The sequence below is a fragment of the Streptomyces sp. NPDC058678 genome, from assembly GCF_042714835.1.
In the GTDB taxonomy this organism is placed as follows: Bacteria; Actinomycetota; Actinomycetes; order Streptomycetales; family Streptomycetaceae; genus Streptomyces.
The window spans coordinates 1-16,202 of sequence record NZ_JBHXSG010000114.1 but is presented as its reverse complement, the minus strand read 5'-3'; the positions used below and the strand labels follow the sequence as shown (position 1 = coordinate 16,202).

Annotated in this window: 15 protein-coding genes; 8 read left to right on the top strand and 7 right to left on the bottom strand. The window is 70.5% G+C overall.

The features are described 5' to 3' along the window. Window positions 1-102: 102 nt before the first annotated feature. On the bottom strand, window positions 103-543 hold the full coding sequence (locus ACFWWR_RS46240; protein WP_383877556.1) for a MarR family winged helix-turn-helix transcriptional regulator: 441 nt from the start codon (window positions 541-543) through the stop codon (window positions 103-105). 89 nt (window positions 544-632) lie between these two features. On the opposite strand from ACFWWR_RS46240, the gene ACFWWR_RS46235 reads away from it, so the two are divergent. Then, the gene (locus ACFWWR_RS46235; RefSeq protein WP_383877553.1) at window positions 633-1,268 is read left to right on the top strand and encodes a maleylpyruvate isomerase family mycothiol-dependent enzyme; all 636 of its coding nucleotides are present in this window, start codon (window positions 633-635) and stop codon (window positions 1,266-1,268) included. A gap of 162 nt (window positions 1,269-1,430) precedes the next feature. On the opposite strand, the gene ACFWWR_RS46230 is transcribed toward ACFWWR_RS46235, so the two are convergent. Beyond that, window positions 1,431-2,354, bottom strand: a complete 924-nt coding sequence (locus ACFWWR_RS46230; protein WP_383877551.1) for an aldo/keto reductase — start codon at window positions 2,352-2,354, stop codon at window positions 1,431-1,433. Window position 2,355: 1 nt separating this feature from the next. Then, window positions 2,356-3,270 (bottom strand): NAD-dependent epimerase/dehydratase family protein, encoded by a 915-nt coding sequence (locus tag ACFWWR_RS46225; RefSeq protein WP_384310359.1) that lies wholly within the window; start codon window positions 3,268-3,270, stop codon window positions 2,356-2,358. Window positions 3,271-3,315: 45 nt separating this feature from the next. Between ACFWWR_RS46225 and ACFWWR_RS46220 the strand changes: the two genes are divergently transcribed. The 7 genes from ACFWWR_RS46220 to ACFWWR_RS46190 all read left to right on the top strand — a co-directional run bounded on the left by ACFWWR_RS46220 (window position 3,316) and on the right by ACFWWR_RS46190 (window position 9,779). Further along, window positions 3,316-3,825, top strand: a complete 510-nt coding sequence (locus ACFWWR_RS46220) for an Lrp/AsnC family transcriptional regulator (RefSeq protein WP_384310356.1) — start codon at window positions 3,316-3,318, stop codon at window positions 3,823-3,825. 29 nt (window positions 3,826-3,854) lie between these two features. Next, window positions 3,855-4,283: a MerR family transcriptional regulator gene (locus tag ACFWWR_RS46215; RefSeq protein ID WP_383877547.1), complete on the top strand. Its 429-nt coding sequence runs from the start codon at window positions 3,855-3,857 to the stop codon at window positions 4,281-4,283. 14 nt (window positions 4,284-4,297) lie between these two features. Beyond that, complete coding sequence (locus ACFWWR_RS46210; RefSeq protein WP_383877555.1) at window positions 4,298-4,612, top strand: thioredoxin family protein; 315 nt, start codon at window positions 4,298-4,300, stop codon at window positions 4,610-4,612. Window positions 4,613-4,788: 176 nt separating this feature from the next. Then, window positions 4,789-7,011 carry a HelD family protein gene (locus ACFWWR_RS46205; RefSeq protein WP_383877546.1) on the top strand — a complete coding sequence of 741 codons (2,223 nt, stop codon included), beginning with the start codon at window positions 4,789-4,791 and terminating at the stop codon, window positions 7,009-7,011. Between the two features lie 94 nt (window positions 7,012-7,105). Next, window positions 7,106-8,512: a cytochrome gene (locus ACFWWR_RS46200; RefSeq protein WP_384310354.1), complete on the top strand. Its 1,407-nt coding sequence runs from the start codon at window positions 7,106-7,108 to the stop codon at window positions 8,510-8,512. 211 nt (window positions 8,513-8,723) lie between these two features. Beyond that, window positions 8,724-9,356, top strand: coding sequence for a polymorphic toxin-type HINT domain-containing protein (locus ACFWWR_RS46195; RefSeq protein ID WP_384310351.1), 633 nt, complete (start codon window positions 8,724-8,726; stop codon window positions 9,354-9,356). A gap of 18 nt (window positions 9,357-9,374) precedes the next feature. Beyond that, on the top strand, window positions 9,375-9,779 hold the full coding sequence (locus ACFWWR_RS46190) for a hypothetical protein (RefSeq protein ID WP_384310349.1): 405 nt from the start codon (window positions 9,375-9,377) through the stop codon (window positions 9,777-9,779). Between the two features lie 185 nt (window positions 9,780-9,964). Here the strand turns inward: ACFWWR_RS46190 and glgB are convergent, their stop codons facing one another. The 4 genes from glgB to ACFWWR_RS46170 form a co-directional block, all read right to left on the bottom strand. Beyond that, window positions 9,965-12,544 carry a 1,4-alpha-glucan branching enzyme gene (glgB, locus tag ACFWWR_RS46185; protein ID WP_384310346.1) on the bottom strand — a complete coding sequence of 860 codons (2,580 nt, stop codon included), beginning with the start codon at window positions 12,542-12,544 and terminating at the stop codon, window positions 9,965-9,967. A gap of 46 nt (window positions 12,545-12,590) precedes the next feature. After that, window positions 12,591-13,979 carry a phosphotransferase gene (locus ACFWWR_RS46180; protein ID WP_383877538.1) on the bottom strand — a complete coding sequence of 463 codons (1,389 nt, stop codon included), beginning with the start codon at window positions 13,977-13,979 and terminating at the stop codon, window positions 12,591-12,593. Between the two features lie 112 nt (window positions 13,980-14,091). Next, window positions 14,092-15,792: a maltose alpha-D-glucosyltransferase gene (treS, locus tag ACFWWR_RS46175; protein WP_383877536.1), complete on the bottom strand. Its 1,701-nt coding sequence runs from the start codon at window positions 15,790-15,792 to the stop codon at window positions 14,092-14,094. Beyond that, window positions 15,792-16,202: alpha-glucosidase C-terminal domain-containing protein (locus ACFWWR_RS46170; RefSeq protein ID WP_384310344.1), on the bottom strand; the 411-nt coding region annotated here is incomplete at its 5' end. The genes ACFWWR_RS46170 and treS, both read right to left, overlap by 1 nt.

Here is a 16,202-nt window from a genome sequence, read left to right as displayed (position 1 = left end):
GCCGTGGTCAGTAGGACGACCACGGCAGGCGGACCCGCCTCTTCCGCTGTCATGGGCGGCAGCCGAGCCGGGGCCCCTGGATCACCGGAACCGAGCGCGCCATCACGCCCACGGATCCGTGACCTCCCGCAACACCGTCAACGCCTCCCGCAGCTGCTTCATACGGCGCTTGCCGAGGTGTGCCTCCCACTCCCGCTCGACCTCGGCGACCACGGCGTCCGCGACCTCCTTGGCCGCCCACGCCTTCGCCGCCCCGCACACCAGCCGGGCCCGCTTGTCCGTGGGGTCCGGCACGCGGGTGACGTAACCCGCCTTCTCCAGCTGGTCGACGAGGAAGCCCGCGGTCTGTTTGGTGATCTGGGCCTGCTCGGCCAGCTCGGTCAGCCGCGTGCCGTTCGGGCCGATGCGCTGCATGACCCGGGCCTGGGCGGGCGTGAAGTCGTCGAAGCCGGCCTCGGCGAGCGCGCTGAAGACCCGGTTCTCCATGGCCCGGTAAGGAAGGAACAGGAGCACGCCCGTGTTGAGCTCGCTCTCCACCACCATGGCCCACGCCTCCCGCACACTGCTTGACTTTGGTCAGAGTCTCTGACTAATTTGGTCAGAGAAGCTTACCGCTTGAGTGAGTGATGCCCATGAGTGCTGCAGTGTTGGGAACCGACGAGCGCTGGCAGATCGTCGACCGGGAGCGGACCAGCCTGGCCGCCCTGCTGGAGGGGCTGAGCCCCGAGGAGTGGGAGACGCCCACGCGGTGCGGGGACTGGCGGGTGAGGGACGTCGCCGCGCACCTGACCGTCGCGGCGCGGTACAGCTACCGGGCCGTCCTGCGCGAGTTCGTGCACGCCCGGGGCGACTTCGACCGGATGATCCACGACTCGGCGGTCCGTGAGGCCGAGCGGCCCGTCGCCGAGATCGTCGCCAACCTCCGCGCGATCGTCGGCTCCCGCCGCCTCGCGCCGACCACCTCGTCCCGCGAGCCGCTCCTCGACCTCCTCGTGCACGGCCAGGACATCGCCCTGGCCCTCGGCCGCCGGCGCGAGATGCCCCCGGCGGCCGCCCGTGACGCCGCCGACCGAGTGTGGACCATGCGCGTGCCGCCCCGCCCGTGGCCGCTGCCGAAGGCACGGCTCGTCGCCACCGACATCGGGTGGACGCGCGGGGAGGGCGAGGAGGTCCGCGGCCCGATCGCCGCACTGCTCCTGCTGCTGACCGGGCGCTCGCAGGCCGCGCGGGAGTGGTGCGAGCTGGCCGGTGTGGAGGGCCTGCGCTGAACCGGCCCTGTGGGGGAGTCCCGCGGGCGTCTCCCTCTATTCCGTTGACCCGCCCGGAGCCCACCCCACCTGGAAGCCGTCGCGGACACGGGCGGACGTACGGAGGCGGCAGGGGACCGGGCACGGGGGCGGGCAGGGGACCGGGCCCTCCGCGCTGAGCCGCTACGGGCGGCGGGCGGCCTCGTCCAGGCGGGTCAGTTCCGCCGCGTCCAGCACGAGGTCCGCCGCGGCCGCCGAGTCCCGGATCGTCTCCGGACGGCTCGCTCCCGGGATCGGGATCACGACCGGTGACTTCGCCAGCATCCAGGCCAGGCAGACCTGTTGGGGACTGACCCGGCGCTCGGCGGCCACGTCGTGGAAGGCGCCGAAACGCCGGGAGCCCTCGACCTGCGACGGCCCGTCCAGCGAGCTGCGCGAGATGCCGCCGAGCGGGCTCCACGGCAGGAACGCCAGCCCCAGCTCCGCGCAGAGCGCGAGCTCCGCCTCGCTGTCCCGTACGGCCGGCGAGTACTGGTTCTGCACCGCGACCAGCCGGTCGCCGAGGATCTCGCGGGCCGCCCGGATCTGCCCGACGTCCGTGTTGGACACCCCGGCCAGCCGGATCTTGCCCTCGTCGAGCAGTTCGCGCAGTGCGCCGACCGACTCCTCGAAGGGCACCGCCGGGTCGGGCTTGTGCAGCTGGTAGAGGCCGATCGCGTCCACGCCGAGCCGCTTGAGGGAGGCCTCCGCGGCCGACTTCAGATGCCGTGCGCCGCCCGTCACCGTCCACGTGCCGATGGGGGTCCCCCCTGGCTTCGATGCCCTGGGGGATGGTCTGCCCCGGCCGCCCTTCGTGGCCACCAGCACGCCGGCCGTGTCACCGCCGTACGTGGCGAGTGCGCGAGCGACCAGCAGTTCGTTGTGGCCGGGTGCCGCGCCGGGCAGGTGGTAGGAGTCCGCCGTGTCCAGGAGGGTCACGCCCGCGTCGAGCGCCGCGTGCACGGTGGCCAGGGCGCGCGACTCGTCCGGGTGGCCCTCGATGGACAGGGGCATCGCGCCCAGCCCGACGGCGCTCACGCGCAGGTCGCCAAGTGTGCGGTACCGCATGTCAGTTGCCGCCCTTTCCGAGGGTGTCGGCCACGGCCCGCGGCAGCCACCGCCGTACGTCGCCGAAGGTGAAACCGAGCCGGGCGGCCCGGGAGTTGTCCATGCCGTAGGAGCGGGCGAAGGAGAACGGGGAGACCTCGCCGACCTCGACGGGGTGCAGGACCGTCTTCCCGTCCGGGAAGTGCGCGGCCACCGCCTCGCACAGCTCCTCGGTGGTCAGCACGCCGTCGGAGGCCGCGTTGACGGGCCCGGTGAAGTCCGCGCCCGCCGCCCAGGCCAGGAAGTCGGCGATCTCCTCGACATGGACGTAGGTGGCGGGCCGGTTCACGACCGGCACGGCGATCGGCTCGCCGGTGCGGATACGGTCGGCGTAGTGCTGGAGCCGTCCGGTGAAGTCGTCGGCACCGCCCAGCACATGGGCCACGCGCACGGACGCGTACGGGAAGTCCGGGCCGGCCGCGAAGACCGCCTCCGCCTGCCGCTTGCCCTCGCCGTAGTGGGCTTCCTGGAACTCCGGGTCCTCCCAGGGGAGTTCCAGGTCGACGGGGACGGTCAGCGGGTCGACGGCCTCCTCGCCCACGAGCGCGGCCGAGTCCTCGTACTCGTACACCTCGACCGTCGAGGTCATCACATAGCGCCCGGTCCGGCCGGTGAAGACCCGGCGGGCGGTCGCCGCCTGGCGCGGGGTGTAGCAGACCTGGTCGACGACGACGTCGAAGGTGCGGGAACCGAGTGCCTCGGTGAGGGATATCTCGTCATCGCGGTCGGCGACCAGATGAATCGCTCCGGGAGGAGGAGGGGAAGAGCCGCGGTTGAGGACCGTGACCCGGTCTCCGGCGGCCAGCAGACGTGCGATCAGCCGCTTGCCGAAATAGCGGTTGCCGCCGATGACCAATACCTCTCGTGCCTTTTCCATGACCATAATTCTCCCGGCGTACACGCATGTACTGAAGGGGGAACCATGGGAGTTCCGGCCGCCGCACCGAAAGAACCACGGCATCTGCGCGCCGCCGCCGACGAAACGTCGGTGGCCTTCGACGCGCTGGACCGGCAGATCCTGGAGCTCCTGCAGAGCGACGGCCGGATCAAGCTCAGCGAGCTGGGCCGCCGGGTCCGCCTGAGCCCGGCGGCGGTCACCGAGCGGGTGCGGCGGCTGGAGGCCGCGGGAGTGATCAGCGGTTACGGCGCCCATGTCGTCCCGGCCCGGCTGGGTTACGGCATCCAGGCGTTCGTCCGGGTCGACCCGCACGGCGGGTACACCCTGAAGCACCCCAGGACCCTGGAACTGATGGAGCGTCCCGAGATCATCGAGGTGCACCACGTGGTCGGCGAGGACTGCTGGTTCCTCAAGGTCGCCGTCCGGGACACCGTCCACCTGGAGGAGGTCCTCGAAGGGATCTCCGCCCTGGGGCGCACGACGACGTCGATCGTGCTGACCTCGCCGGTGGAGCGCAAACCGCTGTTGCCTTGACGTCGGCGTCAAGGCTTACGTTCGTCCACATGCGAATCGGCGAGCTGGCCGCGCGGGCCGGAACCACGACCCGGACGCTGCGCTACTACGAGTCGCGCGGGCTGCTGCCCGCGCGGCGGGGCGGCAACGGATACCGGACGTACGACGAGAACGACCTGAGGCTGCTGAGGCAGATCAGGACGCTGCAGGACTTCGGCTTCGACCTGGAGGAGACACGGCCGTTCGTGGAGTGCCTGCGGGCCGGGCACCCGGAGGGCGACTCGTGCCCGGCGTCGCTCGCGGTCTACCGGCGCAAGCTGTCGGAGCTCGACGACCTGATCGGCGAGCTGCAGGCCGTGCGCACTCAGGTCGGGGCGCAGTTGGAGAGGGCCGAGCGGGCGCGGGACGAGCTGGCGGCCGAGGCGGAGGTTCCGGGCGGTCCGGAGCCGGTGTGCGAGCTGGGGAGGGACCTCAAGTGATCAAGGCGGCGGGTGTGACCGAGGTGACGGACGCGGACTTCGCGGCGGAGGTGATCGGGGCGGAGCTGCCGGTGCTGGTGGAGTTCACCGCCGACTGGTGCCCGCCGTGCCGGCAGATGGGGCCGGTGCTCAGCGCCCTCGCCGCGGAGGAGGGGGAGCGGCTCAAGGTGGTCCAGCTGGACGTGGACCACAACCCGGAGACCACCAACGCGTACAAGGTGCTGTCGATGCCGACCTTCATGGTGTTCCGGGGCGGCGAGCCCGTGAAGGCGATGGTGGGGGCCCGGCCCAAGCGGCGCCTGCTGGAAGAGCTGTCCGACGTGCTCTGAGCCGCCCATGCGTGAAGAAATCCCCCGAGCAATTGCGCTCGGGGGATTTCTTTGCGTATATTGAATGGTTCGCGACTTCGGAACAATTAAGTCGCAATGAAGTTCAGTGAACACAGTATATCCGGGCGGGAGCGGAATTGTCAAACACCGGTTTTCCCAACAGTGAAGACACTGAATTGCGGCAGGAACAGCAATTCATCGACGGGCTGTACGTGCGCGTCGACGCCCTGCGCGGCGACACCGAGGGCTCCGTCACGGACGCGCTCGCCCAGGGCAACACGCCCATGCAGGCCCGCCTCGAACGGGACATCCTGGTCGCCGAGCGCTCGGGGCTGCTGGCCGCGCTGAACGCGGTGGACGGTTCGCTCTGCTTCGGCCGGATCGACCTCACCTCGGGCGTCAGCCACCACATCGGCCGGATCGGCCTGCGCACCGACGACGCCGAACGCACGCCGATCCTGATCGACTGGCGGGCCGACGTCGCCCGCCCCTTCTACCTGGCCACCGGCCACACCCCGATGGGTCTGCGCAGGCGCCGGCACCTCACGACCGAGGGCCGCCGGGTCACCGCCCTGCACGACGAGATCCTCGACCTCGGCGACGCCACCCGCACCGGCCACGAGGACCCGAGCGGTGACGCCGTGCTGCTCGCCGCGCTCAACTCCGCGCGCACCGGCCGGATGAGCGACATCGTGCAGACCATCCAGGCCGAGCAGGACGAGATCATCCGCGCGCCCCACCGAGGCGTGCTGGTCGTGGAGGGCGGCCCCGGCACCGGCAAGACGGCGGTCGCCCTGCACCGGGCCGCCTATCTCCTCTACGAACACCGGGAACTGCTCGCCAAGCGGGCCGTCCTCATCGTCGGCCCCAACCCGGCCTTCCTCGGTTACATCGGCGAGGTCCTGCCCTCACTCGGCGAGACCGGCGTCCTGCTGGCGACGGTCGGCGAGCTGTTCCCCGGCGTGAAGGCGCGGGCGACCGACACGCCCGAGGCGGCCGCCGTGAAGGGCCGCGCCGACATGGCGGACGTCCTCGCCGCCGTCGTACGCGACCGCCAGGCGCTGCCCGACCCGGTGATCGCGATCGAGCACGACCGCGAGATCCTGATGCTGGACGACGACCTCGTGAACATGGCCCGCGAGCGCACCCGGGCCGCCGGACTCCAGCACAACGCGGCCCGCGAGCACTTCGAGGGCCACATCCTCAACACCCTCACGGACATGGTCGCCGAGCGCATCGGCACGGACCCGTACGACGGCTCCAACCTGCTGGACCCGAGCGACATCACCCAGATCCGCGACGAACTCGCCGAGAACCCCGAAGTCTGGTCGGCGATCGACCGGTTGTGGCCGAGGGTGACCCCGCGCCGCCTGGTCGCGGACTTCCTGGCGGCACCCGAGGGGTACCTCGCCGACGAGGACGCCGCCGCCGTCCGCCGCCCGGTGACACGGGCGTGGACCGTGGCGGACGTACCGCTGCTCGACGAGGCGGCGGAACTGCTCGGCGAGGACGACCGGGTGGCGCGGGCGCGCGCGGAACGGGAGCGGGAGAACCAGGTCGCCTACGCGCAGGGCGTGTTGGACGTCTCGTACGCCTCTCGCACCTACGAGTTCGAGGACAAGGACGAGGAGGACTCCGAGGTCCTGTCCGCGCACGACATCATCGACGCGGAGCGCTTCGCCGAACGCCACGAGCAGGACGACCACCGCAGCGCCGCCGAGCGCGCGGCGGCCGACCGCACCTGGGCGTTCGGGCACATCATCGTCGACGAGGCGCAGGAGCTGTCGCCGATGGCCTGGCGGCTGCTCATGCGGCGCAGCCCGACCCGCTCCATGACCCTGGTCGGCGACCCGGCCCAGACGTCGGAGGCGGGCGGTGTCGGTTCCTGGGCCGGGATCCTGGAACCGTACGTCGAGGACCGCTGGGAGCACACCCGCCTCGGCGTCAACTACCGCACCCCGGCCGAGATCATGGACGTCGCGGCGGCCGTCGTACGCGCCGAGCACCCCGGCTTCGAGCCGCCGAGTTCGGTGCGGTCGACGGGGGTACGGCCGTGGGTGCGCGCCACCGACGACCTGCCCGGAGCCGTGGCCAAGGCGGTCGGGGAACTGACCCCGGCCGAGGGCCGCCTCGCGGTCATCGCCCCGCGCGACCTGCACCGGGGGCTGGCCGCCCGGCTGGACGGAGTGACGGCCGGCGCGGAGCCCGACCTGACCCGGACCGTCGTACTGCTCGACCCCCGCCAGTCGAAGGGTCTGGAGTTCGACTCGGTGCTGGTGGTCGAGCCGGCGCGGTACGGCACGAGCGACCTGTACGTGGCACTGACCCGGGCGACCCAGCGGCTCGGGGTGCTGCACACCGGGAAGCTGACGGGGCCGCTGGCCGCGGCACTCGGGTAAAAACGGGTTCCCGGACACCGGATTCGTAGAGGAGCCGTAACAGTTCGTGACGTGGTCACTGCACGTGCACGGCCGGTGCGGTATGCGTGGCGGTATGGAAGCTCAGCCCCACCCCACCGCACCGGCCGGCAGCCCCACCCTCGCGGCGCTGCCCGTCGAGCCGCTGCTCACCTCCGAGTTCGACGCCGACCCCGGTGCGGTGTACGAGCGGCTGCGGCGCACGTATGGGCCGGTCGCGCCGGTCGGTCTGGCGGGCGTACCGGTGTGGCTGGCTCTCGGCTATCCCGAAGTCATGGAGGTGCTGAGGAACGAGAGCCAGTGGCGGCGGGACGTCCGGTACTGGCGGGCCCGGGCCGAGGGGCGGCTGCCGCGCGAGTGGCCGCTGCTCGCGGGCTACGAGGTGCGGCAGATGATGTTCATGGACGACGAGGAGCACCGGGCGGCCCGCCGCACCCACCACTCGGCCCTCGGCCCCTTCCAGGACGCCCGCAGCCCCGAGGGCTGGGAGTTGCGGGCCGCGGTCGCGCGTTACGCCGACGAGCTCGTCCAGATGCTGGCGGCGGAGTCCGGCTCGTCGGGCTTCGCCGACCTCGGGGCGCAGTACACCCGGCCGCTGCTGCTCATGGTCACCACCAAGCTGTTCGGCTGTCCCGTCGAACTCGGCGACGACCTCGTCATGGACCTGTGGCGGATGCTGGACGGCGGGCCGGACGCGGGCCCCGCGACGGGCCGCGCCCTCGCCGCGATGACCCGCCTCGCCGCCCACCGCCGCGCCCGCCCCGGTGACGACCTCACGTCGTACATGCTGCTCGCCGACCCGGAGTCGAGCGACGAACAGCTCGGGCGTGAGCTGTTCATGAACGCCGTCTATCTGAACGACATCACCGGCAACATGGTCCTCAACGTGCTGCTGGAGGTGCTGCGCGGCAACGCGACGGTCCGCCGCAGCCTGTCCGCCGGGCAGCTGGGCGAAACGGTCAACCGGGCGGCGCTGGCGAATCCACCGGTCGCGAACATGTGCTTCCGGTTCGCCGCGCGGGATGTCCGGCTGGGCAACTTCTGGGTGCGGGCGGGGGACGTGGTCTCACCGTCCGCGGCGGCCGCTCACCGGGACCTGTTGGCTCTCGGCTCCTCCCACATGGTCGGGCCCGCGGTCTCCACGCGGGCTCACCTGGGGTGGGGCGCCGGACCGCACCAGTGCCCCAGCGCGGCACGCGAGCTGGGCGGGCTGATCGTGACGACGGCTGTGGGACGCGTCTTCGACCACTTCGCCAAGGCCGAACTGACCCTCCCCCCGGACCAGCTGCCCTGGCGGTCGGGACCGGTGGTCCGGGGGCTGCGGTTGCTGCCGGTCCGGTACGAGTTGGCGGCCGGTGTACTGCCGTCACCCCGCCCGGAACCGACGCCCTCCATCCACGGCACACACGGCGGGGACGGCCACGCCAGGGGACTGCTGGCGGTGCTGCGCCGTCTGATGCACGGAGGTAAGAAGGAGGGCTGACGCGCCCTCAGATCGCCTGCTTCTGGCCTGTTGTTTGTGCAAAGAGCCATCCGCACACTCAGCCGGGACGCCAAGCGGACCTGCAGCTTCACACCGTCGACCGAGGTACTCCTCGTGGGCGGGAAGACCAAACCCATCGGGAAGATCCGACCCGGGTGACGAGGTCGAGGCGGCGGATCCGGCGACCGGGCGACACCGCGGCGCCCGGACCGTGGCGGCCCGGCTCGTCCACAGTGACCATGACCTGCTGGACCTGAATGTCCGCGAGGGCCACGCCACGTTGCGGACCCTGCACACCACCTCCAACCATCCGTTCTGGGACGACACCCTGCACGCCTGGGTGGCGGCCGGAAGGCTGGTTCCGGGACACAGCCTCATCACCGCGGACAACCGGCACGTGGTCGTGGCCGATGTCGTCGCCCGGCCCGGTGCGGCCGAGATGTACAACCTCACCGTCACCGAACTCCACACCTACTACGTGCTCGCAGGTGGGACTCCTGTCCTGGTCCACAACGACGACAAGAACCTGTGCCGGGTGCTCGGCATCAGCCAGGTGACGCTGAACCAGATCGTCGGGGACGCCTATCGTGACCACATCGCCGACTCGATGCGGCAGCGGGGTCTGAGTGTCGTGACCGAAGCGGAGAAGCCGCACCTCCTGACGCTTCCCACCCCCTACGGCAAACGGAGGTACGACATCGGAACGCTCGACTCGAACGGCGATGTGAGCTGGTACATCGAGACCAAGTCGGGCGGCGTCGGCAAGGATCCGCTGCAGGAGAAGAAGGATGCCTGGCTGAAACAGAACCTCGGCATCAAGATTCAGTACGTGTTCGACGAATGACTGGTCCGAGGAGTCACCATGGCGTTTGAGTACGGTGTTCTGGGCCGCTCCGGCGGCCGGTCCGCGCTGGTCGCACTGGACCAGCTGCTGAACTTCCTCGAGGCGGAGGACGCGGACGTTTCCCGCGGCGAGATCACGCTGGGGGACGGCTGGGCGGCCACCGACATCCGGATCCGCCGTCCGGGCGAGAAGGAGCTGGAACAGTACGTGCAGGTGAGTGTGGGCGGCGAGATCCCCCAGCTCTACGTCGAGCTCGCTGCCGCCCATTCCAGCGAGATCGACGTCACGGGCTTGGACCTGATGCTGAACACCACCCTCAGCGGAGTCACCGACCCCGTGGTGAACGACCTCATCCAGGCATACGCCCTGCCGGAGTGGAACGGAATCCTGTGGGACGAGACGTCCGGATTCCACCTGCGGTGACGGTCATGAGCGGGGTGACATCGATCCGGCATCAAGTCGCCATTCTGGAGAGCGCCGGTTTTCGCACAGGACCGGTGCGCGGTGAGATGGCGGGAGACATCCTCGTCCGCGAGTAGCTCGGTGGGGCGAGACGTCCGGGTTCTTTTCTTCCCTGGGGAGAAGCCGGACGTCTCGGCACCCGTGGCTCAGGCCGGCCGCAGCCACACCGTCGACAGTGGCGGCAGCGTCAGCCGGATGCTCGCCGGGCGGCCGTGCCAGCCCTGGGCCTCCGGCTTGACGGCGTCGGCGTTGGTGACGTCGCTGCCGCCGTACCTACCGGCGTCCGTGTTGAGGGCCTCGTACCAGGCCGGGACGTCGTCCGGGACGCCGAGGCGGTAGTCGTGGCGGACGACGGGGGAGAAGTGGGAGACCGCGAGCAGGGGGTTGCCCTCCGCGTCGTAGCGCAGGAACGCGAAGACGTTGTCCTCGGTCGCGTCGCCGACGACCCACTGGAAGCCGGCCGGGTCGGTGTCCCGCTGCCACAGCGCCGGGGTGTGGCGGTAGACGGTGTTGAGGTCGCGGACCAGGTCGCGGACGCCCCGGTGCTCGGGTTCCGCCCCGTACGCGGGGTCGAGGAGCCACCAGTCGGGGCCGTGGGCCTCGGACCATTCGGCGCCCTGGGCGAACTCCTGGCCCATGAAGAGGAGTTGCTTGCCGGGGTGGGACCACATGAAGCCGAGGTAGGCGCGGTGGTTGGCGCGTTGCTGCCACCAGTCGCCCGGCATCTTCGAGACCAGGGACCGCTTGCCGTGCACGACCTCGTCGTGGGAGATGGGCAGGACGTAGTTCTCGCTGTACGCGTACACCATGGAGAAGGTCATCTCGCCGTGGTGGTACTTGCGGTGGACGGGCTCGTGGCTGACGTAGTCCAGCGAGTCGTGCATCCAGCCCATGTTCCACTTCAGGCCGAAGCCGAGGCCGCCGAAGCCCCCCGGGCCCATGTGGTGGGTGGCGCGCGTGACCCCGTCCCAGGCCGTGGACTCCTCCGCGATCGTCACCACGCCCGGCACCCGCCGGTACACGGTCGCGTTCATCTCCTGGAGGAACGCCACCGCGTCCAGGTTCTCCCGGCCGCCGTGCTCGTTCGGCGTCCACTGGCCCGGCTCGCGGGAGTAGTCGAGGTAGAGCATCGAGGCGACGGCGTCCACGCGGAGGCCGTCGATGTGGAACTCCTCGCACCAGTACACGGCGTTGGCGACCAGGAAGTTGCGCACCTCGCGGCGGCCGTAGTCGAACTCCAGGGTGCCCCAGTCGGGGTGGGCGGCCCGCAGCGGATCCTCGTGCTCGTACAGCGGACGTCCGTCGAACTCGGCCAGCGCCCAGTCGTCGCGCGGGAAGTGCGCCGGCACCCAGTCCATCAGGACGCCGATCCCGGCCTGGTGCAGCGCGTCGACCAGGTACTTGAAGTCGTCGGGTGTGCCCAGGCGGGCGGTGGGGGCGTAGAAGCCGGTGACCTGGTAGCCCCAGGAGCCGCCGAAGGGATGCTCGGCGACCGGCATCAGCTCGACGTGGGTGAAACCGAGGTCCTTGACGTACGCCGGTAGCTGCTCGGCAAGCTGACGGTACGTCAGTCCTGGCCGCCAGGACGCGAGATGGATCTCGTACACCGAGAACGGGGCCTCGTGCGCGGGCGCGTCCGCGCGGCGCGCCAGCCACTCCTCGTCGTGCCACTCGTGGTGCGAGGCGTGCACGACGGAGGAGGTGGCGGGCGGGACCTCCGTACGGCGGGCCAGCGGGTCGGCGCGCAGGGTCCTGGAGCCGTCCTGCCGGGTGAGCTCGAACTTGTACAGCTCGCCCTCGCCGATGCCGGGCACGAACAGTTCCCAGACGCCGGTGCCGCCGAGCGAACGCATCGGGTAGGCGGCCGGGTCCCAGAAGTTGAAGGTGCCGGCCACCCGCACGCCCCGCGCGTTCGGCGCCCACACCGTGAAGCGGGTGCCGGCCACACCCTGGTGGGTCATCGGCTCGGCGCCGAGCGCCGTCCACAGCTGCTCGTGCCGGCCCTCACCGATCAGGTGCAGGTCGAGGTCGCCGAGCGCGGGCAGGAAGCGGTACGCGTCCTCGGTCTCCTGGACCGTCCCCTCGTACGCCACCAGGAGGCGGTACGCCGGGACGTCCCGCAGCGGCAGCAGGCCCGAGAAGAACCCGTCCGCGTCGTCGTGCAGTTCGGCCCGCAGGTCCCCGGCGACGACCGTGACGGACAGCGCGTGAGGCCGGAAGGCACGGAAGGCCACCCCGCCGGGCACCGGGTGGGCGCCGAGCACGGAGTGCGGGGCGTGGTGGGTGCCGGCGAGCAGGCGCTCGCGGTCACCGGCGTCCACGGCGGGGGAGACGACCACGGGTGCCTCCGTGCGGGGAACGGTGAGCGGGGTGGTGACCTTCTTCGTGCCGGCCTTCTTGGTGACGGCCTTCTTCGCGGTGGCCTTCTTCGCGGTGGCTTTCTTGGTGGTGGTCTTCGCCGCGGTGGTCTTCGCCGGGGTGGTCTTCTTCGTGCCGGCCTTCTTCGCGGTGACCTTCTCGGCAGTGACCTTCTTGGCCGTCGGAGTCGCCTTCTTCGCCGCGGTCTTCTTCGTCACCGTCTTCTCGGCGGTGGTCTTCTTCGCCGCCGCCTTCTTCACCGCTTCCTTGGGCGCGGTCACCTTCTCCGCGGCCTTCTTCACACTCTTCGCGGTTTGCGCAGCGGTCTTCTTCGGATCCGAACCGCTGGACGGGGTGCGGGGGGTCACTGGCGGGGCCTCCTCGGCGAAAAGTCTGGTCGGCAGATCTGGTCTGTCAGATCAGGTCGGATGTCACATAGCCCTTGATGGCCGCCATCGGCACGGGGAGCCAGTCGGGGCGGTGACGGGCCTCGTAGACGACCTCGTAGATCGCCTTGTCCGTCTCGTAGGCGCGCAGCAGCACCGGGTCGGTCCGCGGATCGACGCCGCTGACCTCCGCGTACCCGGAGCAGTACGCCGCCCGGCACGCGTCGGCCCAGCCCGGCACCGGCTGGTCGGTGGAGTGGGCCGCGTAGTCGAAGGAGCGGAGCATTCCCGCGACGTCCCGGGCCGGCGGCTGTGGCATCCGGCGTTCGGCGAGCGGTTTCGACGGCTCACCCTCGAAGTCGATCAGCGACCACTGGCCGGAGGGCGAGCGCAGGCACTGGCCGAGGTGCAGGTCCCCGTGGATGCGCTGCGCGGTCCAGGTACGGCCCTCGGCGGCCAGGTCGGCCAGCGCGGTGAACGCGGTGCGCAGCCCGGGCGCGTGCGGCCGTAGCGCGGGCACCGCCTGCGCGGCCGCCTCCAGGCGCTCGATCATGCCGTCGACCAGCGGTTCGACCTGGCTGTGACCGAGCGTGGCCGTGGGCAGCGCCCGGGCGAGCGCGGTGTGCACCTCGGCGGTGGCCCGCCCCAGCGACCGCGCCTCCGCGCTGAAGTCCTCGCTCTTGGCCAGCTCCCGCAGCGCGAGCTCCCAGCCGTCGGAGGCGCCCTGCACGAAGGGCTGGAGGACGCCGAGGACGTACGACTCACCGGCCAGCTCGGCCCGCAGCCATCCCGTCGGCGCGGGCACCCGGGGGCAGCCCTCCCGGGCGAGGGCCAGCGGCAGCTCCAGGTCGGGGTTGGTGCCGGGCACGATCCGGCGCAACAACTTCAGAATGAACGTATCTCCATAGACGATCGACGAGTTCGACTGCTCGGCGGTCATCACCCGGGGCACGAGCCCGTCCCGGATCTCCTGGTGCGGGTCCCGGTCGAAGCGCAGGCCGCCGATGCGGGCCCGCCTGCGCACGGCCTCCAGGAGCAGTTCGGCGGGCCGGGGGTCGTGCAGGGCGTCGTACACCGTGTGTCCGGCGAGCGGGCCCTCGTCGACGTGGCCGATCAGCGCGGGCGCCAGCCGGGGCGGCAGCGCCTCGCGCGCGCCTATGAGGAGCTGGTAGCAGTCACCGGGATGCGGCGGGCTGCCCAGCGTGAGGGGCTGGTGGGCGCGGACCAGCAGGTGGTAGAGGCCCTGCTTCGCCGTCGGCGGCAGCAGCTCGGTGGCCGCGACCAGGGAGAACCCGGTGACCGGGCGGCCCTTGCCCGCGAACCAGCGCTGCCGCGGCAGCCACTCACGCAGCAGTGGGTCCAGTGACGCAAGGAGGCCGGGATGTGTCGTGGCGTTACGGGTGACGGCTTCCGACATGGCGTCGCGTCCTTTCCCCGGGTGGGCGGGGTGTTACTGATGCGTGCCCCGGGCGGGGCGGAGGAAACCGACCCGCCCGGGGTTCGGCCGGGCCGAGCCGGTCGCTGAGCGGCTATGCCGCGTCCTTGCGGAGCCGGAACCAGTAGAACCCGTGTCCGCCGAGAGTCAACAGGTACGGCAGATCACCTACGGCCGGAAAACGGACCCCACCGAACAGCTCGACCGGATGCCGCCCGTTGAACGCGCTCAGATCCAGCTCCGTCGGCTGCGCGAACCGCGAGAAGTTGTTCACGCACAGGACGAGGTCGTCCTCGTACTCCCGGAGGAAAGCGATCACCGCCGGGTTGGAGGAGGGGAGCTCCGTGTAGGACCCCAGACCGAAGGCGGGGTTCTGCTTGCGGATCTCGATCATGCGGCGGGTCCAGTGCAGCAGCGAGGACGGGGACGCCATCGACGCCTCGACGTTCGTCACCTGGTAGCCGTGGACCGGGTCCATGATCGTGGGCAGGTAGAGCCGTCCCGGGTCGCAGGACGAGAAGCCCGCGTTGCGGTCCGGGGTCCACTGCATCGGCGTGCGGACGGCGTCCCGGTCGCCGAGCCAGATGTTGTCGCCCATGCCGATCTCGTCGCCGTAGTAGAGGATCGGCGAGCCCGGGAGGGCCAGCAACAGCGCGGTGAACAGCTCGATCTGGTTGCGGTCGTTGTCCAGCAGCGGGGCGAGCCGCCTCCGGATGCCGATGTTGGCGCGCATGCGGGGATCCTTGGCGTACTCCGCCCACATGTAGTCGCGCTCTTCGTCGGTGACCATCTCGAGGGTGAGCTCGTCGTGGTTGCGCAGGAAGATGCCCCACTGGCAGCTCGACGGGATGGCCGGGGTCTTGGCGAGGATCTCCGAGACCGGGTACCTGGATTCCCTGCGGACGGCCATGAAGATGCGCGGCATCACCGGGAAGTGGAACGCCATGTGGCATTCGTCGCCGCCGCTTCGGTAGTCGCCGAAGTAGTCGACGACGTCCTCCGGCCACTGGTTCGCCTCCGCCAGCAGCACCGTGTCCGGGTAGGAGGCGTCGATCTCCTTGCGGACCCGCTTGAGGAACTCGTGGGTCGCCGGAAGGTTCTCGCAGTTGGTGCCCTCCTCCTGGTACAGGTACGGCACCGCGTCGAGGCGGAAGCCGTCGATGCCCAGGTCCAGCCAGAACCGCAGCGCGGAGATGATCTCCTCCTGCACCGCCGGGTTCTCGTAGTTGAGGTCCGGCTGGTGGGAGAAGAAGCGGTGCCAGTAGTACTGCTTGCGGACCGGGTCGAAGGTCCAGTTGGAGGCCTCGGTGTCGACGAAGATGATCCGGGCGTCCTGATACTGCTTGTCGTCGTCGGCCCACACGTAGTAGTCGCCGTAGGGGCCGTCCGGGTCCTTCCTGGACTCCTGGAACCACGGGTGCTGGTCGCTGGTGTGGTTCATGACGAAGTCGATGATCACACGCATGCCGCGCTGGTGGGTGGCGTCGACGAACTCCACGAAGTCGGCGAGGTCGCCGAACTCCGGCAGGACCGCGGTGTAGTCCGAGACGTCGTATCCGCCGTCGCGGAGAGGTGACTTGAAGAACGGTGGCAGCCACAGGCAGTCGACGCCCAGCCACTGCAGGTAGTCGAGTTTCGCGGTCAGGCCCTTGAGGTCGCCGACGCCGTCACCGTTGCTGTCCTGGAAGGAGCGGACCAGGACCTCGTAGAAGACGGCGCGCTTGAACCACTCGGGATCCCGGTCCTTGGCGGGAGTGTCCTCGAAGGTGTCGTGGACGGGCTCGTTGACGATCATTAGGTGGGTGACCCTCCGATCTGCGGGGTGGACGGTCGCAGAACCGAAAAGATGTGCGCGGGCCGGGTGCCCGGTTCGAGGCGCACATAATTGGCCCTGCCCCAGTGATAGGTCTCACCGGTGAGCTCGTCGCGCACCGGTACCGACTCGTGCCATTCCAGGCCGAGTTGCGGCATGTCCAACGAGACCGTGGCCTCCTGGGTGTGGTGGGGGTCGAGGTTGGCGACCACCAGAACCGTGTTCGAGCCGCTCCGCTTCGAGTACGCGATCACCGCTTCCTGGTCCGCGTGGTGGAAGTGGAGATCCCGCAGCTGCCGCAGGGCGGGGTGTGCGCGTCGGATCGTGTTGAGCTGGGTGATCAGGGGGGTCAGGGAGCGGCCCTCGCGGTCGGCGGCTTCCCAGTCGCGTGC